Raw genomic sequence first — 22,406 nt, 5'->3', positions numbered from 1 at the left:
CAAGGTGTTTACAGGAGGCGACGCATATGACTTTTTCGGTTCGGTACAAAACGTTCGACCAACTTTCCTTTGCCGATGTGCAAGTGTACACCAAGCTGCCGCCGCATCCGTTCTGGAGCCATGTCGACAGCAAGGTCGACTTTTCGTTCGCCGATCGGCTGTGCGCGGTGCTCTATTCCGGCAGAGGACAGTACCCGTATGCGCCGTCTCTCAAGTTGAAAATCCATCTGGTTCAGGCCTACTACGGTCTGTCGGATCGTCAGACCGAAGAAAAAATCATCGGTGACCTGTTCATCAAGCGCTTCCTGCAACTGCCCGTGGATTTCATCGGTTTCGACCACAGCACGATCGGACTGGATCGCAGCCGCATGGGAGCCGCCATGTTCCGGGCCTGCCATCTCTACATTCTGGCCCAGATGTACCAGTACGGACTGTGGGGCGACCGGAACGAACAGTGGATCATCGACTCGTTCCCGACCAATGTGAACCTGAAGTTCCCGGGCGCCTATCGGCTGATTCAGCATGCCCTGATTCGTCTGGCGCAACATTTGCGCAAGCACGGGACAAAACCGATGCTTGAGGCGTTGGAGGCTTTGCCGCTGGATGGCGCAACCGTTCGGCTGAGCAAGTCGGCCTCGGCGTCGGCTCGCATGCTGGCCTTCAGCAAGCTGGTCTCCCAAGCCTACGGGTTGTTGGCCTGGTTCGAGAACGAGAACATCAAGCCGCTTCTGGCGGAGTGGAAGCATCTTAAGCGTTCGCGGGAGCTGCAAGCGATCCTGCGGCGCATTCTCCAAGAGAACAGCTCGCCTGTCGACCCCGGCGATGGAGCGGATGAAGCGTCCGAAGGCCGGAACGAGGAGACCGGGACGAACGTTCCCGAGCTCGTTCGGTTTCAAAAGATTCCGCTAGCCGAACGCCCGAAAAACCGCATCGTGAGCGCGGTTGACCCGGAAGCGCGCATCGCCAAGCGGTCGAAAACCATCTACGGGTACAAAACGCAAAACCTCTGCACGACGGGCGGCGTCATTCTCGACGTGCGCACTATTCCGGCCAATGAACACGATCAGGATGCGACAGCCGACATGACCGCGACGATCAAGCGTTTCTTTGGCGTGACGCCTTCCGCTCTGCTGGGGGATTCGGCTTATGGCCACGGGAGAAACCGGGCGCGACTGGCCGCACTGGGGATCCCCGTCGTCGCTCCGGTTCCGATTGCCGAAAACCCGACCGGTCTGTTTCATTCGTCCCGGTTTGTCTACGATGCGGAGAAGGATGTGTACATTTGCCCGGAAGGCCAACAAAGCGTCGGCAAGCAATATATCCGCCAGTCGGAAGGTCACCAGTACAGCTTTGCACCGCACGTTTGTCTTTCCTGCCCGTCGCGCAAGGCGTGCACGAGCAGTGAAAAGGGGGGCCGGCGTGTATTCCGGAGCGATTACGCAGACCTGTACGAAGCCGCCCGGGTATACAACGACAGTCTGACCGGGCGAGCCGAGTTGCAAGAGCGGCTCGTCGTCGAACGGAAGAACAAGGAACTGAAGAACGACTGCGCTCTGGATGGAGCGCGAACCCGCAGCCGCGTTACCCTGCAAATCAAGGCACAGACTTCGGCGATGGTCGTAAACCTCAAACTCCTGGTCCGAAAACTCGGAAACCCCAAACCCGGGTTTCTTCGTCGTGCGCCAATCGCGGTCGGATGAAGCAAAGCACACGAAAGGTAAGACCCATGATGATGGCGGATATCCCCCCAATCCGACCCACAACGGCTTGTGGACGAGAATTGCAAGTTTCAGTAGGGGATGGAGCCTTGTTTTTCCACAGTGAATAGACAGCTTCCCACGTACCGTTAAAGGCTCGTCCGAGTGCAGCATCGTACCGGCTGACGGAACGTCATTCCGTTACAAGCCGGTGTGCAGACGTTCAATTTCCCGAAATCGTTTAATAGCGGAACCACGTTCCGCTATTATCGCTCCCGCGAGCCGTCAATGCCCGTTAACGGAACGTCGTTCCGTTAAAGACCAGAGCAGCGAAGCTTACGGCAAACCAAGAAGGCACAGGTTCGTCAGAAATGGTCTCATGCGGCACCCCGATCCCGTCCAGAAAGCTTACGCTGAATGCTTTCGGAACTCAGAGGCGTTATTTGCCCGGGAATCCGCATGATGGTTGTCGCAACGGAACCAAGAAGCGTTATTCGGTTCCAAACGGGTCGAATACTTTCGACGGCGGCAAAATAAGATCGCTCAGTCTGTTGAAGTTTCGAGGGCGGGCGTTATGGCTACAGGTTCAAATCCGGGCGCTTGTTCGTCACCAGATAGACGACCGATTCGCCGATGTTCGTGGCATGGTCGGCGATCCGCTCGAGGTAGCGGCCGACGAAGCTGAGCAGCATCGCCTGCGACGAGTCTCGCGCGCTGGCCGGCTGCAGGGCGAACAATTCTTGCAGCACACTGCTGTAGATGGCGTCGACCGCATCGTCGTCGCGGGCCATTTTGTACGCGAGGTCGACATTCTCCTGCAGGAACGACCGGATCGATTCCCGGGTCATCGTCTGCACGAGCTCCGCCATCTTCGGCAGATCGACCAGCGGCTTGATCAGTTCCCGGCCTTCCAGGCGCAGCACGGCCTTGGCGATGTCGACCGCGAGATCCCCCATCCGCTCCAGATCGTTCGAAATGCGGAAGGCGACGAGAATGCGCCGCAGATCCTTGGCGACCGGCTGCTGCGTCGCGATCAGCCGCGTGCCGAGCTCGACGATCCGCTCCTCCAGCCGGTTGAGTTCGGGATCTTCCGCCACCACCTTCCGGGCGCCGTCTCCGTCGATCGCCTGCAGCGCCCGCATCGACGCTTCGATCGCCTTCTCCACGCGCCCGCCCATCTCGACCAGCAATTGCTTCAGCTCGTTCAACCCTTCATCGAACTCTACACGCCTGATCACTTTGTCCTCCGGCTCCTCTCCGCATGCCGGTCCGTCAGCCGAACCGGCCGCTGATATAGTCTTCCGTCCGGCTGTCGGACGGGCCCGCGAATAACTGCTCCGTATCCGCGCTTTCGACGACTTCGCCGTTCAGGAAGAAGACGGTCTGATTCGAGACGCGCGCCGCCTGGTGCATGTTGTGCGTCACCATCACGATCGTATAGCGGTCCTTGAGCTGCTGCACCAGTTCCTCGATCTTCAGCGTCGAGATCGGGTCCAGCGCGGACGTGGCTTCGTCCATGAGCAGAATGTCCGGCTCGACCGCGAGCGCCCGGGCGATGCAGAGCCGCTGCTGCTGGCCGCCCGAGAGGCTGAGCGCGGACCGCTTCAGATGATCCTTCACTTCGTCCCAGAGCGCGGCGGCTTTCAGGCTCGACTCGACGATCTCGTCCAGGCGGCTTTTCTTCCGGATGCCGTGAAGCCGCGGGCCGTAGGCGACGTTATCGTAGATCGATTTCGGGAACGGGTTCGGCTGCTGGAACACCATGCCGACCTTCTTGCGCAGCGTCTCGACATCGACTTCCGGCGAATAGATATCCGTCCCGGCGATCGCGATCCGCCCTTCGATCCGCGTGCCCGGAATGAGGTCGTTCATCCGGTTGAGCGAGCGGAGCAGGGTCGACTTGCCGCAGCCGGACGGGCCGATGAAGGCGGTGACCGCCCGCTCCGGGATGTCAAGCGATACGTTCTTCAGCGCGTGGAAATCGCCGTAGTACAGATTGAGCCGGTCGATCTCGATCAGCGTCCGCGCCGTCCGGGCCGGCGTAGCGGCGGATGCGGGCATTGGCATGGAAATGGACATGGGCTTTCCTCCGGATCGTCAGGATATCTTCGAGAACTTGTTCCGCAGCAGAATCGCCGCGAAGTTCATGAGCAGCAGCATGGCGAGCAGCACGATGATGCCGGCGGCGGCCAGTTCGTGGAACTCGGGCTGCGGCCTCGACAGCCAGTTGTAGATCTGGATCGGCATGACGGTGAACTGATCCAGCATGTGCTTCGGCAGAAACGCGACGTAGGTGAGCGCGCCAATCATGATGAGCGGCGCGGTCTCGCCGATCGCGCGCGACATCGCGAGGATGACGCCCGTCAGAATGCCGGGCAGCGCCGACGGCAGCACCGCCCGCGACACCGTCTGCCACCGGTTCGCGCCGAGGGCGTAGGAGGCGTCGCGGCGCGACTTCGGCACGGCGCGGAGCGCTTCTTGCGCGGAGACGATGATGATCGGCAGCACAAGAATCGTCATCGTGAGCGCGCCGGCGAGCAGGCTCCGCTGCAGCATGAGCAAGCGGACGAACAGGGTCAGGCCGAGAATGCCGTAGACGATTGACGGGACGCCCGCCAGCGTGCTGATGTTGAGCTGGATCAGCCGGGTGAACCGGTTCTTTCCCGCGTATTCCTCCAGCCAGATGGCGGCGCCGACGCCGAGGACGAAACTGATCGGCAGCATGATGCAAAGCATGTACATCGAACCGACGATGGCGGACTTCATGCCGGCGCGTTCGGCGCGGCGGGACGGAAAGTTCTCGAACAGCCCGGGCTGCAGCCTGCTGATCCCGTCGATGATGATGTCGATCAGGAGCGCGCACAGGGCGATGACGCCGACGGACGTCGCCGCGGCGAACAGCAAATGGAGGCAAAAATCGATTTTCCGGCGGCGGGCGATCTGATGGCGGTTTCCGCCTTGCAGCAGGTTCATGATCAATACTCCTCCCGGAATTTCCTGGCGACATATTGCGCAATACTATTCAGCAGGAACGTGATAATGAACAGCGCCATCCCGACAGCGAAAATGCTGCCGTATTCAATCGACCCGCGCTGTGTGTCGCCCAGGCTGACCTGCACGATATAAGCCGTCATCGTCTGGATGCTTTCGAGCGGATTGAAAGTCAGATTCGGCGTCGCGCCCGCCGCCACCGTCACGATCATCGTCTCGCCGACCGCCCGGGAGAACGCGAGCACGAACGAGGCGACGATGCCCGACAACGCGGCGGGCAGCACGATCTTCAGCGCCGACTCGAACTTCGTGGCGCCGAGCGCGTATGCGCCGTCGCGCAGGCTCTTCGGCACGGCGTTCATCGCGTCCTCGCTGAGCGACGTCACCATCGGGATGATCATGATCCCGACGACGATGCCGGCGCTCAAGGCGTTGAAAATCCCGGTCTCCGGAAAAATCGCCCGCACGATCGGCGTCATGAAGCTGAGGGCGAAATAACCGTAGACGATCGTCGGAACGCCCGCGAGCACTTCCAGAATCGGCTTGATGATGTTCCGCACCCTGCGCGGCGCATATTCGCTGAGATATACCGCGCTGGCAAGCCCGATCGGCATCGCGACGACGCAGGCGATGATCGTAATGAGCAGCGTGCCGGCGAGCAGCGGCAAAATGCCGAACGCCCGCGGCTCGAACAGCGGCGACCACCGCGTGCCGGTCAGAAATTCAACAATCGGGACTTCGCGGAAAAACAGCACCGTCTCCGACACCAGCGTATAGACGATGCCGACGGTCGTGATGATCGAGACCGAAGCGCACAGCATAAGCAGCACGGGCATCAGCCGGTTCATGACGGATTTGCGTTCGTTCTTGAATGAATAGGCGCCGGCGGCGCGGACGGTCTCCGGCGTCTGCTTCAGCGGTTCGACGGCCCCGCCGGTCTGCAGCCACTCGCCGTTCATGCGGCGACCCCTCCCTGTCTTAACGATTCGTTAACAATTGCGCCGAGAAAAATGTGATGCCGTGAAGCGACATCACATGATTCTCCCGGTATTCGGCGAGCAGACGCATCCGTCAGACTTTGATCTTGGCCGCTTCTTCCGCGTATTTCTCGTCCGGCAGCGGGACATAGCCGACTTCCTTCGCCATGCCGCCGATGTTCTCGATGTAGAAGCGGACGAAATCTTTCACTTCCGGACGTTCTTCCAGCGCCTTGTTGCTGACGTAGATGTACAGCGGGCGGGACAGCGGCGAGTAGGAGCCGTCCTTGATCGTGTCGAGCGTCGGCTCGATCGGACCGTTGCCGCCGTCGATCGGCACGACTTTCAGTTTGTCGGTGTTCTCTTCATAGTAGGCGAAGCCGAAATAGCCGATGCCGCCTTTGTTGCCGGCGACGCCTTGCACCAGCGTGTTGTCGTCTTCGCTGAAGCTGATCTGGCCGTCGCTCCGGATGCCCGCTTTTTCCAGGATGACTTCGTTGAAGTAGTCGTAGGTGCCGGAATCGGCGCCCGGCGAGAACATTTTGATTTCCTCCGCCGGCCAGCCTTCGCGGACGTCCGCCCAGGTCTTCACCGTGCTGCCTTGGGCGAAGATTTTGTTGAGTTCTTCCACCGTCAGATAGTCGACCCAATCGTTGTCCTTGCTGACGACGACCGACAGACCGTCATACGCCACGCTCAGTTCCGTGTACGCGATGCCGGCTTCGCTGCACGCTTGCGCTTCCGAGTCCTTGATCGGCCGGGATGCGTCGGCAATCGGGATTTCGCCGGCGCAGAACCGCTCGAAGCCGCCGCCCGTTCCGGATACGCCGACCGTCACGCGGACATCCGGCTGCTCCGCTGCGTATTCTTCTGCCGCGGCTTCCGTCAACGGATAGACCGTGCTGGAACCGTCAATTTCGATCGAACCGGACAATTTCTGCGCCGCGGATTCCGCCCCGCCGTTGTTTTGTCCGCCGTTCGATTCATTCGCCGGCGCATTGGTCGACTGGTTCGCATTGTTTGAACCCCCGGCCCCGCTCGTCGTACCCCCGTTGCTCTCATTGCTCTCGCCGCTTCCGCTTCCGCATGCCGCCGCGAATACCATCACGGCCGCGATGAGCAGCGGCAGGAAGCCCTTGCGCATCTTCGACATTCTCGGACCACTCCTTGTACATTGTCTGTATGATGGCTTTCACCGACCATGCTACCGGGCAAGTGTTAATTCGAAACGCCGACTTTGTAAAATGTGTGTTAAAACTGAGATCAACCTAAATTTCGAAAGCCCGTAATATCAAACGCTGTATATAGTGGAACTGCCAAACTAGCTGTAAGAATGTGGCGATTTCCCAGTTCGTTCGGTTCAAGTCAACATTATGTGGATACACTTTCCCCCTCCCCAATGAAGAGGCTGCGATTTCTTCCATGTTAAATTTAGGGGTTTTCATTCCAAAAGTGCGATCCTGGCTTCTATTCGTTGCCATGCATACCGGTTTGCAAAGTCTTTCGCCAGCTTGAGAATGATGTTGCGGCTATGCCGAATAATCGTTGCTGCGCAATGGAAGAACTCTAATCGGAACCGTGCGATTGTGTAACCTTGATGTACCGGTTCGCAGCAGCTTCGCTTGAATCGCTCGAACAAATTGTAGGCGAGTAATTTGATCAACAAGTCGAGTTCATTCGCCTCAAATTCGCTCGTCGCAATTCTATCAATGGAGAAGCCGTTCTTCGCTTCCTTGATATAGTTCTCCATGCAACAGCGTTGGTTGTAGAAGCGCCACAGATCAAGCGGCTCCCATTCGAGATTGGTGACGATCGCTTCGTATTGCCAATCCGAATCGAACACCATGCGGGTCTGGCCTTCATCGACGATGTGTGCCTTGCGAACAATCGCTACGCGGCGCGCCTTCTCCCAAGATGTCGCTTTGTAGATGATCGTAATCCCTTCGATGATCCAGTCTTCATCGACGAATCGTTTCCAGTACCGGCAGGCTGCGACTTGTTCTGCAAGGCGCTTTGTCCATTTCAACTTTCCGACGTAACCGATTCCTTTGCCTTCCCACAGGCCGTAGAAATCTTCACCGCCGAAGCCCTTATCGAACCTCGCGTACTTCACCGGATGCTCCCTCAGCAGTTCGAAGGTTTGGTGAAGAAAAGCTGACGCATCCGTGGAGGAGTGCGTATTGCCCGAACGTAGAACGGCATTCAAACATAGACGAGACTGTCCTTCGAAGGCCAGCAAAGGATGATAACTCTTACGGCCGGGCTTATGCGGGTTCGTGCCTTTAGCCGCTCCGCCCTGATCGCCATATACGGTTTCAACGGTGGAGTCAAGGTCCAGAATGAGAGCCTCTGGTAAACAAGGTCCAATGATTTCCTGATTGAGCGACCGCAGCTCAGTCAACAAGTTCGGGTGCGATTTGCTAAGACGCGACAACTCTTTGTATAACAGCGAATGGTGCGGACAGCGTCCACCGAGAAACCGCTTTAGAAGCGAGTCTTGCTGTAGCTTGCGGAAATGGAAGAGGCGTTCGCAGCCGAGCATCCAGCCGACGACGAGATAAAGCAGAATACGGTAGACGGGGAACAGCGAGTTGTTTGCTTTCATGCATGACAGCCTTTGTAAAGCAGCGGCAAACTTGATTTTTTCGAGGTATTCCAGGAAGATTTTGATGCCGCCGAAATTGGTCGCGTTCTGTAGGGAAAATTCGGTCTTGATTTTGCTGATGGGTGTGGTAGACTTCACCTAAAAGGTGCTCCTCTCTTTGGGTGTAGTGTTCTCGATAAACACCATTCTACCAAAGATTTGGGCACTTTTTTATGTTTTCATAGGATCGCACTTTCGAAATTCAGGATCAAAATTTGATGAAACAAAAACCGATGACGGCTTGCGTCATCGGCATATCGAGTTTATCCGCTAGTCAAAGAGCTTCTCTCCGTCCTTGCTTAGGTGTTCTCCTTGAACGTCACAAACACTTGCAAGTGGACACCTTTGCCTTCTGAAATCGCGTCCGTACCCTGGATCCCCAGAAAACTCAACTTTTCCCGCCATTCATCGCGTTCTTCATCCAGAAATCTGTCGGCGTATATATTGAAAATATAGGCCAATACCGCCGCATGGATCTCCGTCTTTCCTTGCGACATCCGGATCCATTCCTTGGGCAGTACGATTTTGGTGTCTGTGCTTTCGATTTCCTGATTCGAGAAATTAAGCACCAGCGATTTTCCGTCATTGACCACTTCGGCAATTTTGCTTTTGTTGTCCCATCTGATCTCACTGACCCGTGAAGCAAACAGGTCCCTGATGGGAATGTACGCTCCTTCGCAGGTGAACTCCTCCAACGTATTTCCTTGACCGATCTTCAATGAGGTGTAGGGTCTTTCCGGAGAACTGGCATTTTTGGCCTTGTCCAGCAAGGTTTCTCCCTCAATGGCTGCATCTGAAACGAAAGTTCCTGTAAGAAGCAGCAAAATAGTCAACACACACGAGAGCATGAGTTTCTTTTTCACGCAAATTCACACCTCAAATCTCCAGATGTGGTAGATTTATTTATTTGGACGCTGCCACAGCGGAATTCGTTTCGCCAGGCCGACCAATCTCATCGGAACTGCGGAACCCGTCTGCCAGCTCGCGGATTTCCGCCGCCACTCGTCCGGCCATCTCGCAGGCGGCCTGCGCCTTCGCGTTGATCTCCCGGGCCGTGCCGTGATTGTCCGCCGCCGCGGCGAAGATCCGCTCGAATGCTTCGCCCGCCCGTCCGATCGCCGATCGGCTGCTCTCGGATACGCGGATGCCCGCCATGAATTGCTCCGCCGTCTCCTGCACGGAAGCGCGGATGGCGCCGATCATCTCCGCGATTTCGCCGGCCGACCGCTTCGTCTCTGCGGCGAGCATCCGGATCTCGTCCGCCACGACGCCGAATCCGCGGCCGTGCCCGCCCGCCCGGGCCGCTTCGATCGACGCGTTCACGGCGAGCAGATTGCACTGGTCGGCCAGCCGCTTGATCAGCGCGCTCACGCTGTCGATCGCTTCCGCCCTCTGCTGAAGCTCGGCGATCCGTTCCCGCTGAACGGCCATCCGTTCGGCCAATGCGTCGAACGCCCGGTCGGCGTCGACCAGCGCTTCTCTGCCCGTCCGGGTAAGTTCCGACATCGATTGCGACAGCGCTTCGCCGTGCATGCCCGCCTGTTGCACTTTGGTTACGGCGCCGTCGATGTCCGCCATCAGCCTTTCCATCCGGCGGATGATCCGCTGCTTCGCAACAGCGGCCTGCTGCTGATGCAGCTTCGACAGGCCGAGCAGATCGGCGACGGTCAGGATGCCGGCCAGCCTCGCTCCGTCAACGACAATGACACAGTCATACAAGGTGGATTCCGCGCGGCCGAGCGCCAGGTCCAGCAGTTCCTGCAGCGGCATCGCCGCATCGGCGACGATCGGGCGGTCGTCCATCAACCGCGAAATCGGCTTGTCGCTGTACAGGCTGGCGCCGAACCGGCTGCCAAGCCTCCGGATCAGCTTGTCCCGCATGACCAGCCCGCAAGGCACGCGCTCATCCTCGCACACAACGATGCATTCCGAATCGGCATGCCGCTCGAACAGGCGCATGACCTGTTCGCATGTCATCTGCGGATCGGCGACGACGGCACATCGGATGAATGCTCTCAGATCGATCGCATGCCCCGCGTCCGCGTCAAGTTTTTGGTCCATCATGGTCAACACCGTGGTTCCCCCTTTTTCTTTCCGGGATTTCCCAAGGCCCAGCATAGCCAAACAAAATTAAATCCGATGACGCGATTCGTCATCGGAATGTAAAAGGTCGGTCCGGAGCGACGGCAAAAAAAATCGTTATTAAATGTTGGAAAAAAGAAGGATTTGTCGCGCGCTCTGGCGAAATATGTTAATCCATTCATACATGACGTATTGAGTTGCAAGGAGCGTCAAGATGGACGTCCAGGATGTTTTGCTCTTTCTCTTCTTCTCGTCGCTCGAATGGCTGGCCTTGATGGTTCTTACGTTTGCCATATTCAAGTTTCAGCTCCCGGGGTATTGGGGAAGGCTGTTGTTGTCATCTTTCATGCTTTCGTTGCTGTCTTATATGGTATTGATTGAATTGAAGCTGGGCGTGGTTGCTTCGCTCATTCAAGTGCCCATCATATTCATCTGTTTTTGGCAGTTTTTCAGAATTCCGGTGTTTTATGCCGGACTGATGGTCGTTAACGGCTATGTCTCATACATTCTGATTCAAGCCATCATCATTTCCGTGTTCCAATTAACCGGCATCGTCATTGCACCCAACGTTCCGGAAGGTTTTATCGTCCAAATTCTTACTTCATGCATCGCTTTTCTGTTAGCATGGCTGCTAATTCGAACAAACTGGGGATTCACATTTGTGCCTGACACGGATCGCGTAAAAGTGAAGTGGACGAAACTCAATGTTCGGCTGCTGGTCATGAGCATTGCGGGATATGCCGTTCTGGCAACTTGCAGCTATCTGTTCTTTTCTGGATATACCCCGGTGCTGGTCCTGATTCTTGGCACCGTAGTATTTGGTTTTCTCCAATATCTGGTGTTCAAGAGGGAGTATAACGAACATGGTTGAATCATTAGCCGAAAGGTTGGCCGTCAGGATCAAAAAGGCCAACCCGAGCCAGACTGCAAGTGTTCCCGTCATGAAATTCGCCCTCATCATCGTCATCAACTTCTTGATCCCGGCGGTTTCATCGCTGATTTTTGGCGCCTTGACGGGAAAATGGACCGAGACGCTGACGGCTATGGGCTTTTTCATCGCGCTGCGAATGGCATCGGGCGGGTACCATTTTGAAACACCGCTGCCTTGCATGCTGGCGAGCTTCTCGATTATCGCCATTCCTCCACACATCGCATTGACCGAAACCTGGACGCAGCTCCTGACAGCCGCAGCATTGATCCTGACAGCTTGGCTCGCTCCCGCGAACATGAAAGGCTACAATACGATGCCCGAGAAATACTACCCGTTGCTCAAGCTGGCATCCGTACTGATTGTTTCCGCCAACTTCCTACTCCTTTCGGGAACAGCAGCCATCGTGCTGGCTGTTCAAGGCATTACCTTGTTAATTCACAACAAGGAGGTGACCCCGACATGAAGCAAATCACGGCCAAGCTGCTGTCCGGCATGTTGAATGGAATTGCAGGCTTCTTCGTCAAAACGGCTTCACCCTTTATTTATCGTCCCGAGATACCGGAAGAGCTGAAAAAGTAACCGCCGCGCATCAAGGGCTGCCGATGGGAGCTCACATCGGACAGCCCTTGGTCGCCGGTTATGGAGTTGAATTCCCATGCGTTTCCCGGTTACCAGAGACCCCGGCAATTTCTCTGAAGTGATCGATCTCGACTTGCGCGATGTCGACTATATTGAAACGCACCCCTCTGGTTATGTCGTGTTTCACGTCAAGGATGAGGTGTACTATCCCGTCATTCCCAAATTGTCCGTCCTGGAAATGCATCTGGAAGAATTGGGATTTCTTCGGCTGGATCGCACGAACCTGAGCAACATCGGGAAAATCCGTCATTTTGATGAAGAGCGGTCGCTCGTTTTTTTTAGCGATAACGCAACAAAATCAAGCAAATTTTCCACGGTATCATCCAGAATGAAAAAAATACTCAGGGATCGCCTTGCCGGAAAAAAATGAAAAACATGAGCCGCCTCCTGCTTGGATGCGGCTGTTGATTTATAACGATCGACCAGGGAGTTCGATACCTGGTCGATCGTTTTGATTAGCACACGTCGCAGCCTCAATGATGCGGCTCGCGTAACGTTGCAACTCCACTATTCAGCTGGGGCCACCAAGTCCGCCAGCTCGACGAGCCGGTCGAGCTGAATGTCGGGCACGACGCCGCGCTCCGGCAGATCGATACTCGCGCGGTATGCGGCGAACGCGACGCCCGCGCCGGCAGCCGCGGCGCCGTCGATCCACGAGTCCCCCACGGCAAGCCATTGCGAAGGCGGCACATGGGGAAACCGCGCAAGCACGGCGCGGACGCCTTCGGGAGACGGTTTCAGCCGCGGCACCGATTCGCGGCCCGCCACCAGGTCGAAATAATGCCGGATGCCGGTCTTGCCGAGCGCTTGCTCGGCAGCGGCCTCGGCGTTGTTCGTCAGCACCGCGAGCAGCAGGCCGCGTCCGCGAAGCCGCTCCAGCGTCTCCCGCGCGCCCGGCTCCAGCTCGGCGCCGCGCATGCCCTCCGCTTCATGCCGGGCGCAGATCGCCCAGACCTGATCCAGCGCGCCGCCGGCGAGCCCGCGCTCCGTCGCGGCTTGAATGAGCGAAGCCGTCGTACCGCCTTCCGCCTCGTCCTCCGCAAGGTACCCTTCGCGGACGAGCCAGGCGCCGACTTCTCCGCGCATCGCCGCATAGTCGATCCGGGACGCGAGCAGCGTGTTGTCCATGTCGAACAGAATCGCCCGGACACGCAGCCGCGCCTTCGGCATCAGGCCTTCTCCAGGACGTACAGCCGCGACGTCTCCTCCCAGATTTCGCCCGGCGCGAGGCTGAACAGGCCGATCTCTTCAGCCGGAAGATCGGTGTTCGGCGCGTTCACGAGGTTGACCTGCGGCTCCGGACAGAAGAACCCTTCGCGGGCGCCGTTGTTCCAGATCATCCACTGTTTCCAGGACGTGCCGACATCGTACACCAGCGTCGTGCCGATCCGCGTGTCGGTCAGTTCCATCCGGTTGCGGCCGTTTTGCGGCGCCGCCGTATAGTGATTGTCCATCGACGCGAAGAACGGATAGACGCCGTCATGCTTCATCGCTTCTTCCTCCGGCGTGAGCGGCTGGTGCCGTCCGGTCGGCAGCATCCGTTCGCTGAGTTCCCACCGGCTGCCGATGGTCAGCTTCAGCTTATAGTCGCGCGCCGTGCTGCCCGGCGCGAACGGCGCATTGACCGTCGTATGGAAGGCGAGCAGCACCGGCATGTCGGCATCGCCCTCGTTCACCAGCGTCAACTGCTGCGCAAGCCCATGGGCGCTGAGCCCGTAGCGCAGCCGCAGCGAGAACTTGAACGGCAGATATTCGAACAGCTTGTGCCCCTTGTCCACCGTCAGCTTCACTTCCGCGAAAGCTTCTTCGTCATCCGCGCCGAAGCGGACAAGCTCCCACGCCGAAGTGTTCGCGTAGCCGTGCAGATGGTTGCCCGTCGATTCCTCGTTCACCGGCAATTGATAGACGACGCCGCGCCATTTGAGCTTGCCGTCTTCGTACCGGTTCGGCGGAATCAGCACCGGAATGCCGTGAATCAACGGGTTCGCCTTGAATGCGTCCATCTCCTCCGGTCCGGGCTCGCGCAAATAGCGATGCCCCCGCTCCGTGTCGCGGAACGCGATCAGATTGCCGCCGATTTCCGGCAGCAGCGCCGCCTCGCAGGCTCCGGCGCGCAGCCATACCGCACGTTCGCCGTGAAAGTCGCCTTCCCTGGCCGAAATACCGCTCATTTCCCATCTCTCCTCTTTCGGGCCGGCCGATTACCCCCGGTAAGCGGCCAGCGCCTGATTCAGTCCCCGCGTCTGCGTGTAAATTTCCCGGTAAATGTCGAACAACCCGCGATAGGTCTCGACCGCTTCCGGATTCGGATCATAAGACGCGGCATGCTTCACGAATTTCGCCGCGCACGCGTCCAGGCTGTCGAACCAGCCGCAGCCGTATGCCGCCAGCATCGCCGCGCCGAGTCCGGGGCCTTGCTCGTTCTCCAGCGCAACGACCGTCGCGCCGAAGATGTCCGCCTGCATCTGCAGCCAGACCGGGTTCTGCGCGCCGCCGCCGATCGAGATGACGCGGCCCGCCGGCTTGCCCGCCTCACGGAAAATGGCCATCGATTCGTTCAACGAGAACGTGATGCCTTCCATGACGGCCCGGGCGAAATGATCCCGCGTATGCGAACCGTCCGCGCCGATGAAGCTCGCCCGGATGACGGCGTCCGCATGCGGCGTCCGCTCGCCGACCAGGTAGGGCGTGAACAGCAGGCCGCCGGAACCCGGCTTGATATCGCCGACACCGCGGAGGAAATCGGCGAACGATTCGTTCGGCGCGAACGTCTGCTTGAACCAGCTCAGCGAATAGCCGGCCGCCAGGGTCACGCCCATCGCGTAGAAGTTGTCGGCTTTGCCGTGGTTGAAGAAATGCACCTTGCCCGCATAGTCGGTGTCCCGGTTCTGTTCATAGGTCAGGATGACACCTGACGTACCGATGCTGCACATCGTCAGCCCTTCGGACAGAATGCCGGCGCCGATGGCGCCGCAGGCGTTGTCCGCGCCGCCGGCGAACACTTTCGTGCCGGCAGCAAGGCCGGTCTGATCCGCGACCTCCGGCAGCACGCCGCCGACATGATCGTGCGATTCGACAAGCGGCGGGCAGAACGATGCGGGCAGATCGAATGCGGCAAGAATTTCGGTGCTCCACTTTTTGCCCGCCACATCCAGCAGCAGCGTGCCGGCCGCATCGGAATAATCCATATGAATTTCGCCCGTAAGCCGATAGCGGACATAATCTTTCGGCAGCAGGAACCGTTTCGCCTTCGCGAACACGTCCGGCTCATGCCGCTTCACCCACAAAATTTTCGGCAGCGTAAACCCTTCAAGCGCCGGATTGCGCGCGATGCCGAGCAGATCGGGTCCCAGCACCCGCTCGATCTCGCGGCATTCGGCCGTCGTCCGCGTATCATTCCACAGAATCGCGTTCCGGACCGGCCGATTCGCTTCGTCGAGCAGCACCAGGCCGTGCATCTGGCCGGAAAAGCTGATGCCTTCGACTTCATCCGGACGCACGCCGGATGTTGAGATTAATTCGCGAAGCGCGCCGATCGTTCCTTCCACCCAGTCTTCCGGCCGCTGCTCGCTCCATCCGGTATGCTCATGGAACAGCGGATAGTTTCGCGACGCTTCCGCCCGCACTTTGCCGTCCCGATCAACCAAAAGCGCTTTCACCGCGCTCGTCCCGAGATCGATCCCGATCACACAGCTCATGTCCTCTTTCCTCCCCGAAGGAGCCCGTTCGCTCCCGTGAATTCCTTATCTGCCCGAACAGGGACGAACAGCCGGCCCTTTGCGGCCGGCTGCGTCCGATAGCCAGACAAACTCATTATACGCTGTAAATGATTTCGTTGAGTACCAGCTTGATTCGTTCCTGACGGCCCGAGCGGTTCACGATCGGCTTGTTCTGAAGCGCGTAAGCTTCGAGGCTCTTCAGCGTCGCCTTGCCTTCGACGATCTCCTTGCCGATGCCTTCGCGGAACGAAGCGTAGCGTTCTTCGATGACGCTGTCCAGAACGCGTTCTTCGATGATCTTGGCCGCCGCCTTCAGACCCCATGCGAACGTGTCGACGCCCGCGATGTGCGCGAGGAACAGATCCTCCGGCTCGAACGAACCGCGGCGCACTTTCGCGTCGAAGTTGATGCCGCCGGTCTTGAAGCCGCCTGCTTTCAGGATTTCGTACATCGTCAGCGTCACGCTGTACAGATCGGTCGGGAATTCGTCGGTATCCCAGCCGAGCAGCAGGTCGCCCTGGTTCGCATCGATCGAACCGAGCATGTCGTTGATCGCCGCGACGCGGAGTTCATGCTCGAACGTATGGCCGGCGAGCGTCGCATGGTTCGCCTCAAGGTTCAGTTTGAAGTGATCTTTCAGGCCGTACTTCTGCAGGAAGGCGATCGTCGTCGCCGCATCGAAGTCGTACTGATGCTTCGTCGGCTCCTTCGGTTTCGGCTCGATCAGGAACTGCGCGTTGAAGCCGATCTCCTTCGCATATTCGATGGCCATATGATAGAAGCGCGCCAGGTTGTCCAGCTCGAGCGCCATGTCGGTGTTCAGCAGCGTCTCGTAGCCTTCGCGGCCGCCCCAGAACACGTAGTTCTCCGCCCCGAGCTCCTTGCCGACTTCAAGCATCTTCTTCACTTGCGCGGCTGCATGCGCGTAGACATCGGCATTGCAGGTCGTCGCCGCGCCGAACACGTAGCGCGGATTCGTGAACATGTTCGCCGTGTTCCAGAGCAGCTTCTTGCCCGTCGACTTCTGGAATTCCTTCAGCATGGCGACAATGGTGTCGAGGTTCTTGTGCGTCTCCTGCAGCGTGTCGCCTTCCGGCGCGATGTCGACGTCATGGAAGCAGTAGTAGTCGATGCCCGTTTTCTCCAGGAATTCGAAGTTCGCTTCGACGCGCGCCTTCGCCCGGTCCATGCCGTCAAACTTGTCCCAGCTGCGGATCGCCGTGCCGACGCCGAACGGATCCGCGCCGGTGCCCGTGAACGTGTGCCAGTACGCGACGGCGAAGCGGAGATGCTCCTCCATCGTCTTGCCGAGCACCTTCTCCTGCGGGTTGTAATGTTTGTACGCGAAGGGGTTGTCCGAGCCTTTGCCCTCGAACTGGATCTTGCCGACGTTCTCGAAATAAGCCATTGCCGACTGACGCCTCCTTGAATTGGTAATCGATGCAAATAAGTGCGGTTGTAAACGCTTCGATTATTATTATAGCTCCCCCGACTTTGTTTGTCTATTAAACAAACTAAGAATTTTATAAAAAGATTTGTGTTGCCATGCGCCGCTGCCATCCCCGGCCCGGCCGGCAAATATGCCAAAAATATGGATTTGTGACACGTCTCACAAAGTTGATCTTCCCCTTCTCCTATAATCAAAGCGCAAACCAAACTTCTGTTCGGGAGGAATGCACAATGGGACAATTTGCCGCGACGGTCAACGCCACGGAATATCCGCCGCATCTGAAGCACAGGGTCATCTTTGAAACGTTCGGCAAGCTGGCGCCGTCCGAAGCGATGCTGCTGATCAACAACCATGATCCCGTGCCGCTCCGCTTCCAGTTCGAAGCGATGTACCCCGGCCAGAAGCTGACCGAGATGGCAAACGTCGAAATCGTCGATGACAGAACGATCCGGATCAAAGCGTCTCTGGAGGACGCCTTCTTCCATGTCGCTGTACGGCAGGATGGCGGCGTTGTACGAAGAAGCGAAGAAGCGGGTATTCGTATGATTTTACGCGCGGGAGGTGGATCGGGATGGACCACAAGGACGCCAAAGTCGTCGAGCTTGACGTCATACCGATGCTGGAGAAGAAGCTGGAACCGTTCCAACTGATCATGGACACCGTCAAAAAGCTCGGCAAAGACGACATCTTAAAGGTTCACGCCACATTCCGGCCGACTCCCCTGTTCGGGGTCATGAAATTGAAAGGCTATGCCGGCAAAGCGGAACAGGTCGACAAGCAGCATTGGATCGCCACCTTCGTTCACAAGAGGAACAAGCACTGGCTGGACGCCGGAATTTCGGCCGAAGCGGCGGAAGACGCGGGACAGGAAGTCTCGGACGGCCTCTCGCGGGAGGACGGCCTCTCGCGGGAGGACAACCTCTCGGGAGAGGGTAGCCTGCCGCGGGAGGACGGTCCCGCCGTCATCGAACTGGACAACCGCGGGCTCGAACCGCCGCAGCCGATGGTCCGCACGCTGAACGCGCTCGTCCGGTGCCGCCCGGGCGATGAAGTCGTCATTCACAATGACCGGGTGCCCGTGTTTCTCCTCGAAGAGTTGAACCGTCTCGGCTATCCGTACGAGATCGAGGAGCAGCCGGACGGATCGGCGATCGTGAAAATCCGGAAAACGTAAGGAGGCAACCGCCGTGTCCCGTCTCCCCTTCCTGTTCATCGTCTCGGGGATGGCCGGTTTCGTGCTCTTCCACGCTGCGTCCTTGCTGTCGCTCTTCGGCTGGCTCGGAGACGGCGTGCGCGGACCTGCCGGGTGGTTCCACGCCCATCTGTTCGTGCTCGGCTGGGCGACCATGCTGGCCATGGGCGCGGTCTATCAGTTGATCAGCGTCATTCTGCAATCGAACATTTACAGCGAACGGCTCGGCTATGTCCAGTACGCGATGTTCACCATCGGCCTCGCCGGATTGCTGTACGGCTTCATTCGCGGGGAAATTTACTGGATTGCGGCCTTCGCCACAACCGGCTTCGCCGGCATTCTGCTGTTCGCGTGGAACATGGCGGTCACATTGTTCCGCGCCTCCCGGTGGGATGCGATCACGATCAGCGCGGCGGCGGCGGTGGTTTATCTCGTGCTGACGGGACTGACCGGGATGGCGATGGGCGTCAACTTCGCGACCGGTCTGTGGGACGACATGCACAACCGTCTGTTCGGCACCCACATCTGGCTGGGCACCGTCGGCTGGTTCGGGCTGCTCATCACCGGGTTCAGCTACAAGCTGCTGCCAATGTTTTACCTGTCGCATCATTATCCGACGCCGCTGCAGAAGGTCGTGCCGGTCCTGTGGAACGCCGGCACGATCGCCGGAGCGGCTTCCTTCCTGCTGGGCGGGAGCAGCTGGTCCTTGCTGTCCGCGCTTCTGCTGGTCGCGGCCGCCGTCGTCGTCTACAATGCGCACATCGTCCAGATTCAGAAGCACCGCTTCAAACGCAGTCCGGGATCGGGCATTCAGTGGTCCGTGTATGGCAACTACACGCTCGGCGCCGCGGTCATCGCCATGCTGGCCTATGCGCTGTGGAAACCGCAGGTGCTGTACCAGACGAAATCCGTCACGCTGGCGGTCTGGGTGTATCTGGCCGGCTGGGTGTCGTTTACGATTCTGTGCTACCTGACGAAGATCGTTCCGTTCCTGTGGTGGACCTGGAAATACGGCAGCCAGGCGGGCAAACCCGGCACCCCGGTCATGTCCGATCTCTTGAGCGACAAGAAAGTAAGCGCCGGACTGGCGGCCGTGGCCGTTTCCGGTCTGCTGCCGCTCGCGGGACTGCTTTCGGATTCCCATCCGATCGTCGTTGCCGGCGGCGCGGCGCATTCCATTTTTTCCATCGCATACATGCTGTTGATCGGCCGTGTCTTCTCCCGTTAAGGATACCAACAAAGGAGGTTGGACGGAATGGAACTTCGCGAAGAAGAGGTGCGGGAAATTTTGCGGCAGGTTTATGACCCCGAGCTGGGCATCAACATCGTCGATCTCGGCCTCGTCTACGAAATCCGCGTGGAACCCGAAAGGCTCTATATCCGGATGACGCTCACGACACCCGGCTGTCCGATGCACGACACGATCGCCGGCGGAGTCAGGAGGGCGCTCATGTTCCATGCGGGGAATCGCGAAATTGAAGTCGACGTCGTCTGGGAGCCGAGATGGTCGCCGGACTTCATGTCGCGGGAGGCGAAAGAACAGCTCGGCATCATTTGAAAAAACAAGGCGCAAAGGCGCAGGCGAAAAGGCTCCGCCGTCCGTTTCTTCGGAGGCGAAGCCTTTTTATTGTCTCCGATTCAGCGATACACCCGCGTGACATGACCGCCGCACCCGCACTCATCGATATATCGGATTTCCCGAACCGCAAGATCCGCATCCTTCACCATCGCGGACAGCCGGGGAATGAGCCATTCTCTCGGATCACCCAGCGCGCCGGGCGTGACCAGATTGACGTAATGACCCGCTTTCGTCCGTCGAATGGCGTCCATGCTTTCCGCCAGCACTTCTTCGGGATGCTCCTCGTAACAGGCATCCTCGAGATTGACGGACCAGTCCCCGTCCTTGAGCAGCGCGAGTTGCTTTTTCAATCCGTTCCCCTCGCCTTCCATTCTCATGTTTCTGAAAAAATTGTACCGCCGTCTGCCGGGCAATATTGTGAAGCCTGTCACAAAAAAACCGAAGTTCCATACCGCCAGCCATAAACCATTTAATTGGAAATATTAAATTTTTCTGCTTGACATTTCCATTCTACATGTTGTAGTTTTAAATCTACCTACATATTGTAGTCCTAAGAAGGTTCAAAATCGCAAGATATGTGTACGTGCGTGCGATTGGCATCGTACTTTGCGGTGAAGCAATGAGAAGATGGTCGACGCTGTTGCTTGTTGTTGTGTTGAGCGTTTGCAATTCATGTGAACAACAGGAGGGCGGACATGTGGATCCGGATATATGAAGAACTGCTCGTGATGTCAATCGTCGCGGGAGGATTGTACCTCGTATTTAAAGGGCTGAGCAGATGGACAAGAAAACTTCTGACCGCCAGGTGGAATTACGGAATCATTTTGATGGTTTATTCCTTTTTCATCGTTCCCTATCATCGCCTTGTACCTTCAGTTGAACTGGTACGAGCAGCGGGAAGCAACGAGACCGGGGAAGGCGAAGTGACGCCGACGGTGGAAGAATTCCGGTCCGGCATCGACCCGTTTGCCGAACAATTCCTTCATACCGATTTCTGGCAGCTGAACCTTCCCAAAGATGCCCTGTTTCCGTGGCATGACATCCTGCCCTGGCTGTGCATGGCGGGAACTCTTGTCTTTACAGGTTCAGTCATTGTCCAGTATTGCAAACTGCATTTGCGCATCATGCGCACCTGCCGGCCGGCCGGCCAGGCTGAAATGCTCAATGCGTTGGAAATATGCAAACGGCAACTGGGCATCAAACGCAAAATCGCCGTGTACCTGTCGCCGCACATGACGACCCCTTTCCTCTACGGATGGGTGAGGCCTCGCATTGTATTGCCGGACATGCCATTTACCGCAAACGATTATCATTATGTTTTTCTTCATGAATTGATGCACTACAAGCGGCGCGACCCTTGGGTCAAACTCTTGCTGCTGCTCATTAATGCCATCCATTGGTTTAATCCGTTTACATACATGGCACGCCGGGATGCAGACCGGTTCTGCGAGTTTTCCTGCGACGAAAAGGTGGTGAAACCAATGGATATGCAAGAAAGGAGGCGATATTGTGAGTTAATTCTGCGTGTGCTGTGGCAGACGGTGGATCGGAAGGACGGGTTGTACCCCGCATTCGGCGGAAGTAAAAGTGAACTGGAAAGGAGAATGACCATGATTCTCGACATGGAAGCGTCAAAAAAAAAAAAATGGGTTCGGGCGTTGGCGCTCGGAACGACTTTGACCATGGCATTGTTCGGTACATCAATTGCTTACGCTTCCGTTTCGTCCAATGATCAGCTTTTCAACAAGCTTCCGGCTACTGATGGGCCTGAACTGGACGCACCTGTTACTGTCGTAAATTCCGACTTGGTCCCGACACTTCGAAGCCATTCAACTGTCAATGGCTTGGGAAGCAGCGACGCCATTTCAATACTTGAAAGTTCCGAAACTCAATTTTTGGCTGCAACTCCTCATAACGGCCTGCAATCCCCCAATCCGGCTGTTTCCGAATCCAATGCCGCATCCGCAGCACAACTTAGCGATGTGGAGCTGCTGGCTACCGGAAATTTGAGCCCGGGCAAGGCTTACACTTTTGATAAGCAAAAGATCGGCAAAGGATCAATTGTAACCATTAATGCGTCCTGGACCCCGACCGATGCTGACTTGCAAGTCGGCCTTCTGTCCCATGCAAGCAATACTGTCTATTATGTAAAGCTGTCCGGAGGCGAGGGTTCGGCTCCCCTGCAAGTCAATACGACCGGAGAATACTCGATTTACGTAGGAAACCCTTCGGATTCAACGATTAAGTTTGATGTATCTTATATTATCAATTGATTAGCTGAATCGAATCCATCAAGGGCTCCTGTTCTTCGGCTGGACGGTCATTTACCAACAACGCGCCAGCCCAAGAAAGGGGCCCTTTTCTTGGTTGCATACGCCCTGACATTCAGAATTAAAACCTCATCAACCTGAAAAGGTTAGAGTAAAATTAGCGTTGGGGTAAAGATTGGAAAAAGCGGACATAGAAAGAGAGCCTCTCCTTTGGTAGAGTGGAATTTGGCAAAAA

Annotated in this window: 23 protein-coding genes; 10 read left to right on the top strand and 13 right to left on the bottom strand. The window is 57.4% G+C overall.

What is annotated here, in order from left to right:
* The first annotated feature begins 26 nt into the window (after positions 1–26).
* Positions 27–1,700, top strand: a complete 1,674-nt coding sequence (locus THECO_RS06470; RefSeq protein ID WP_015253411.1) for a transposase — start codon at positions 27–29, stop codon at positions 1,698–1,700.
* A 575-nt stretch (positions 1,701–2,275) separates the two neighbouring features.
* Here the strand turns inward: THECO_RS06470 and phoU are convergent.
* The 8 genes from phoU to THECO_RS06430 all read right to left on the bottom strand — a co-directional run bounded on the left by phoU (position 2,276) and on the right by THECO_RS06430 (position 10,373).
* Complete coding sequence (gene phoU, locus THECO_RS06465; RefSeq protein WP_015254250.1) at positions 2,276–2,935, bottom strand: phosphate signaling complex protein PhoU; 660 nt, start codon at positions 2,933–2,935, stop codon at positions 2,276–2,278.
* A gap of 34 nt (positions 2,936–2,969) precedes the next feature.
* Positions 2,970–3,758: a phosphate ABC transporter ATP-binding protein PstB gene (gene pstB, locus THECO_RS06460; RefSeq protein WP_052835844.1), complete on the bottom strand. Its 789-nt coding sequence runs from the start codon at positions 3,756–3,758 to the stop codon at positions 2,970–2,972.
* 36 nt (positions 3,759–3,794) lie between these two features.
* Positions 3,795–4,670, bottom strand: a complete 876-nt coding sequence (gene pstA / locus THECO_RS06455; protein WP_015254248.1) for a phosphate ABC transporter permease PstA — start codon at positions 4,668–4,670, stop codon at positions 3,795–3,797.
* Positions 4,671–4,672: 2 nt separating this feature from the next.
* Positions 4,673–5,536, bottom strand: coding sequence for a phosphate ABC transporter permease subunit PstC (gene pstC, locus THECO_RS06450; RefSeq protein ID WP_041854244.1), 864 nt, complete (start codon positions 5,534–5,536; stop codon positions 4,673–4,675).
* Between the two features lie 223 nt (positions 5,537–5,759).
* Entirely contained in the window at positions 5,760–6,818 is a 1,059-nt protein-coding gene (locus THECO_RS06445; RefSeq protein ID WP_015254246.1) for a PstS family phosphate ABC transporter substrate-binding protein, read from the bottom strand.
* A 288-nt stretch (positions 6,819–7,106) separates the two neighbouring features.
* Positions 7,107–8,408, bottom strand: a complete 1,302-nt coding sequence (locus THECO_RS06440) for an IS1380 family transposase (protein ID WP_015254245.1) — start codon at positions 8,406–8,408, stop codon at positions 7,107–7,109.
* Between the two features lie 200 nt (positions 8,409–8,608).
* Positions 8,609–9,172, bottom strand: coding sequence for a stalk domain-containing protein (locus tag THECO_RS06435; protein WP_157373538.1), 564 nt, complete (start codon positions 9,170–9,172; stop codon positions 8,609–8,611).
* A gap of 40 nt (positions 9,173–9,212) precedes the next feature.
* Positions 9,213–10,373 carry a methyl-accepting chemotaxis protein gene (locus tag THECO_RS06430; protein WP_041853830.1) on the bottom strand — a complete coding sequence of 387 codons (1,161 nt, stop codon included), beginning with the start codon at positions 10,371–10,373 and terminating at the stop codon, positions 9,213–9,215.
* A 232-nt stretch (positions 10,374–10,605) separates the two neighbouring features.
* On the opposite strand from THECO_RS06430, the gene THECO_RS06425 reads away from it, so the two are divergent.
* The 4 genes from THECO_RS06425 (at position 10,606) to THECO_RS06410 (ending at position 12,331) form a co-directional block, all read left to right on the top strand.
* The gene (locus THECO_RS06425; protein ID WP_015254242.1) at positions 10,606–11,262 is read left to right on the top strand and encodes a hypothetical protein; all 657 of its coding nucleotides are present in this window, start codon (positions 10,606–10,608) and stop codon (positions 11,260–11,262) included.
* Positions 11,255–11,785: an accessory gene regulator ArgB-like protein gene (locus THECO_RS06420; protein ID WP_015254241.1), complete on the top strand. Its 531-nt coding sequence runs from the start codon at positions 11,255–11,257 to the stop codon at positions 11,783–11,785. Before THECO_RS06425 ends, THECO_RS06420 begins: the two co-directional genes overlap by 8 nt.
* Positions 11,782–11,901, top strand: a complete 120-nt coding sequence (locus THECO_RS06415; protein WP_015254240.1) for a cyclic lactone autoinducer peptide — start codon at positions 11,782–11,784, stop codon at positions 11,899–11,901. Before THECO_RS06420 ends, THECO_RS06415 begins: the two co-directional genes overlap by 4 nt.
* A gap of 76 nt (positions 11,902–11,977) precedes the next feature.
* Positions 11,978–12,331, top strand: coding sequence for a LytTR family transcriptional regulator DNA-binding domain-containing protein (locus THECO_RS06410; RefSeq protein WP_015254239.1), 354 nt, complete (start codon positions 11,978–11,980; stop codon positions 12,329–12,331).
* 137 nt (positions 12,332–12,468) lie between these two features.
* Here THECO_RS06410 and THECO_RS06405 read toward each other — a convergent pair whose 3' ends face one another.
* The 4 genes from THECO_RS06405 to xylA form a co-directional block, all read right to left on the bottom strand.
* Positions 12,469–13,131 (bottom strand): HAD family hydrolase, encoded by a 663-nt coding sequence (locus THECO_RS06405; RefSeq protein WP_015254238.1) that lies wholly within the window; start codon positions 13,129–13,131, stop codon positions 12,469–12,471.
* Positions 13,131–14,132 (bottom strand): aldose 1-epimerase, encoded by a 1,002-nt coding sequence (locus tag THECO_RS06400; protein WP_015254237.1) that lies wholly within the window; start codon positions 14,130–14,132, stop codon positions 13,131–13,133. Before THECO_RS06400 ends, THECO_RS06405 begins: the two co-directional genes overlap by 1 nt.
* Positions 14,133–14,162: 30 nt before the next feature.
* Positions 14,163–15,659, bottom strand: a complete 1,497-nt coding sequence (xylB, locus tag THECO_RS06395) for a xylulokinase (protein ID WP_015254236.1) — start codon at positions 15,657–15,659, stop codon at positions 14,163–14,165.
* Between the two features lie 115 nt (positions 15,660–15,774).
* Entirely contained in the window at positions 15,775–17,088 is a 1,314-nt protein-coding gene (gene xylA, locus THECO_RS06390) for a xylose isomerase (protein ID WP_015254235.1), read from the bottom strand.
* A 272-nt stretch (positions 17,089–17,360) separates the two neighbouring features.
* Between xylA and THECO_RS06385 the strand changes: the two genes are divergently transcribed.
* Genes THECO_RS06385 through THECO_RS06370 form a run of 4 tightly spaced genes read left to right on the top strand, consistent with a single transcriptional unit; the run spans position 17,361 to position 19,880 of the window.
* Positions 17,361–17,780: a DUF2249 domain-containing protein gene (locus tag THECO_RS06385; protein WP_041853829.1), complete on the top strand. Its 420-nt coding sequence runs from the start codon at positions 17,361–17,363 to the stop codon at positions 17,778–17,780.
* The gene (locus tag THECO_RS06380) at positions 17,702–18,304 is read left to right on the top strand and encodes a DUF2249 domain-containing protein (protein WP_015254234.1); all 603 of its coding nucleotides are present in this window, start codon (positions 17,702–17,704) and stop codon (positions 18,302–18,304) included. The genes THECO_RS06385 and THECO_RS06380 overlap by 79 nt, the downstream gene beginning before the upstream one ends.
* Positions 18,305–18,317: 13 nt before the next feature.
* Positions 18,318–19,550 carry a heme-copper oxidase family protein gene (locus tag THECO_RS06375; RefSeq protein ID WP_015254233.1) on the top strand — a complete coding sequence of 411 codons (1,233 nt, stop codon included), beginning with the start codon at positions 18,318–18,320 and terminating at the stop codon, positions 19,548–19,550.
* Positions 19,551–19,577: 27 nt separating this feature from the next.
* Positions 19,578–19,880, top strand: coding sequence for a metal-sulfur cluster assembly factor (locus THECO_RS06370; RefSeq protein WP_015254232.1), 303 nt, complete (start codon positions 19,578–19,580; stop codon positions 19,878–19,880).
* Positions 19,881–19,960: 80 nt separating this feature from the next.
* On the opposite strand, the gene THECO_RS06365 is transcribed toward THECO_RS06370, so the two are convergent.
* Positions 19,961–20,251 (bottom strand): CGCGG family putative rSAM-modified RiPP protein, encoded by a 291-nt coding sequence (locus THECO_RS06365; RefSeq protein ID WP_015254231.1) that lies wholly within the window; start codon positions 20,249–20,251, stop codon positions 19,961–19,963.
* 345 nt (positions 20,252–20,596) lie between these two features.
* Here THECO_RS06365 and THECO_RS06360 point away from each other — a divergent pair, with 345 nt between their 5' ends.
* Positions 20,597–22,174 carry a M56 family metallopeptidase gene (locus THECO_RS06360; protein ID WP_015254230.1) on the top strand — a complete coding sequence of 526 codons (1,578 nt, stop codon included), beginning with the start codon at positions 20,597–20,599 and terminating at the stop codon, positions 22,172–22,174.
* Positions 22,175–22,406 lie beyond the last annotated feature (232 nt).

This window comes from Thermobacillus composti KWC4 (genome assembly GCF_000227705.2).
GTDB lineage: Bacteria > Bacillota > Bacilli > Paenibacillales > Paenibacillaceae > Thermobacillus > Thermobacillus xylanilyticus.
This window is presented reverse-complemented; position numbering and strand designations above follow the sequence as displayed.

What these genes read in the sequence shown, in the direction of transcription:
- THECO_RS06470 (WP_015253411.1), top strand. Translation starts at nt 27, where the DNA reads ATGACTTTTTCGGTTCGGTACAAAACGTTCGACCAACTTTCCTTTGCC.
- pstB (WP_052835844.1), bottom strand. Translation starts at nt 3,758, where the DNA reads ATGCCCGCATCCGCCGCTACGCCGGCCCGGACGGCGCGGACGCTGATC.
- pstA (WP_015254248.1), bottom strand. Translation starts at nt 4,670, where the DNA reads ATGAACCTGCTGCAAGGCGGAAACCGCCATCAGATCGCCCGCCGCCGG.
- pstC (WP_041854244.1), bottom strand. Translation starts at nt 5,536, where the DNA reads ATGAACCGGCTGATGCCCGTGCTGCTTATGCTGTGCGCTTCGGTCTCG.
- THECO_RS06445 (WP_015254246.1), bottom strand. Translation starts at nt 6,818, where the DNA reads ATGTCGAAGATGCGCAAGGGCTTCCTGCCGCTGCTCATCGCGGCCGTG.
- THECO_RS06430 (WP_041853830.1), bottom strand. Translation starts at nt 10,373, where the DNA reads ATGATGGACCAAAAACTTGACGCGGACGCGGGGCATGCGATCGATCTG.
- THECO_RS06425 (WP_015254242.1), top strand. Translation starts at nt 10,606, where the DNA reads ATGGACGTCCAGGATGTTTTGCTCTTTCTCTTCTTCTCGTCGCTCGAA.
- THECO_RS06420 (WP_015254241.1), top strand. Translation starts at nt 11,255, where the DNA reads ATGGTTGAATCATTAGCCGAAAGGTTGGCCGTCAGGATCAAAAAGGCC.
- THECO_RS06415 (WP_015254240.1), top strand. Translation starts at nt 11,782, where the DNA reads ATGAAGCAAATCACGGCCAAGCTGCTGTCCGGCATGTTGAATGGAATT.
- THECO_RS06410 (WP_015254239.1), top strand. Translation starts at nt 11,978, where the DNA reads ATGCGTTTCCCGGTTACCAGAGACCCCGGCAATTTCTCTGAAGTGATC.
- THECO_RS06405 (WP_015254238.1), bottom strand. Translation starts at nt 13,131, where the DNA reads ATGCCGAAGGCGCGGCTGCGTGTCCGGGCGATTCTGTTCGACATGGAC.
- THECO_RS06400 (WP_015254237.1), bottom strand. Translation starts at nt 14,132, where the DNA reads ATGAGCGGTATTTCGGCCAGGGAAGGCGACTTTCACGGCGAACGTGCG.
- xylB (WP_015254236.1), bottom strand. Translation starts at nt 15,659, where the DNA reads ATGAGCTGTGTGATCGGGATCGATCTCGGGACGAGCGCGGTGAAAGCG.
- xylA (WP_015254235.1), bottom strand. Translation starts at nt 17,088, where the DNA reads ATGGCTTATTTCGAGAACGTCGGCAAGATCCAGTTCGAGGGCAAAGGC.
- THECO_RS06385 (WP_041853829.1), top strand. Translation starts at nt 17,361, where the DNA reads ATGGGACAATTTGCCGCGACGGTCAACGCCACGGAATATCCGCCGCAT.
- THECO_RS06380 (WP_015254234.1), top strand. Translation starts at nt 17,702, where the DNA reads ATGGACCACAAGGACGCCAAAGTCGTCGAGCTTGACGTCATACCGATG.
- THECO_RS06370 (WP_015254232.1), top strand. Translation starts at nt 19,578, where the DNA reads ATGGAACTTCGCGAAGAAGAGGTGCGGGAAATTTTGCGGCAGGTTTAT.
- THECO_RS06360 (WP_015254230.1), top strand. Translation starts at nt 20,597, where the DNA reads ATGTGGATCCGGATATATGAAGAACTGCTCGTGATGTCAATCGTCGCG.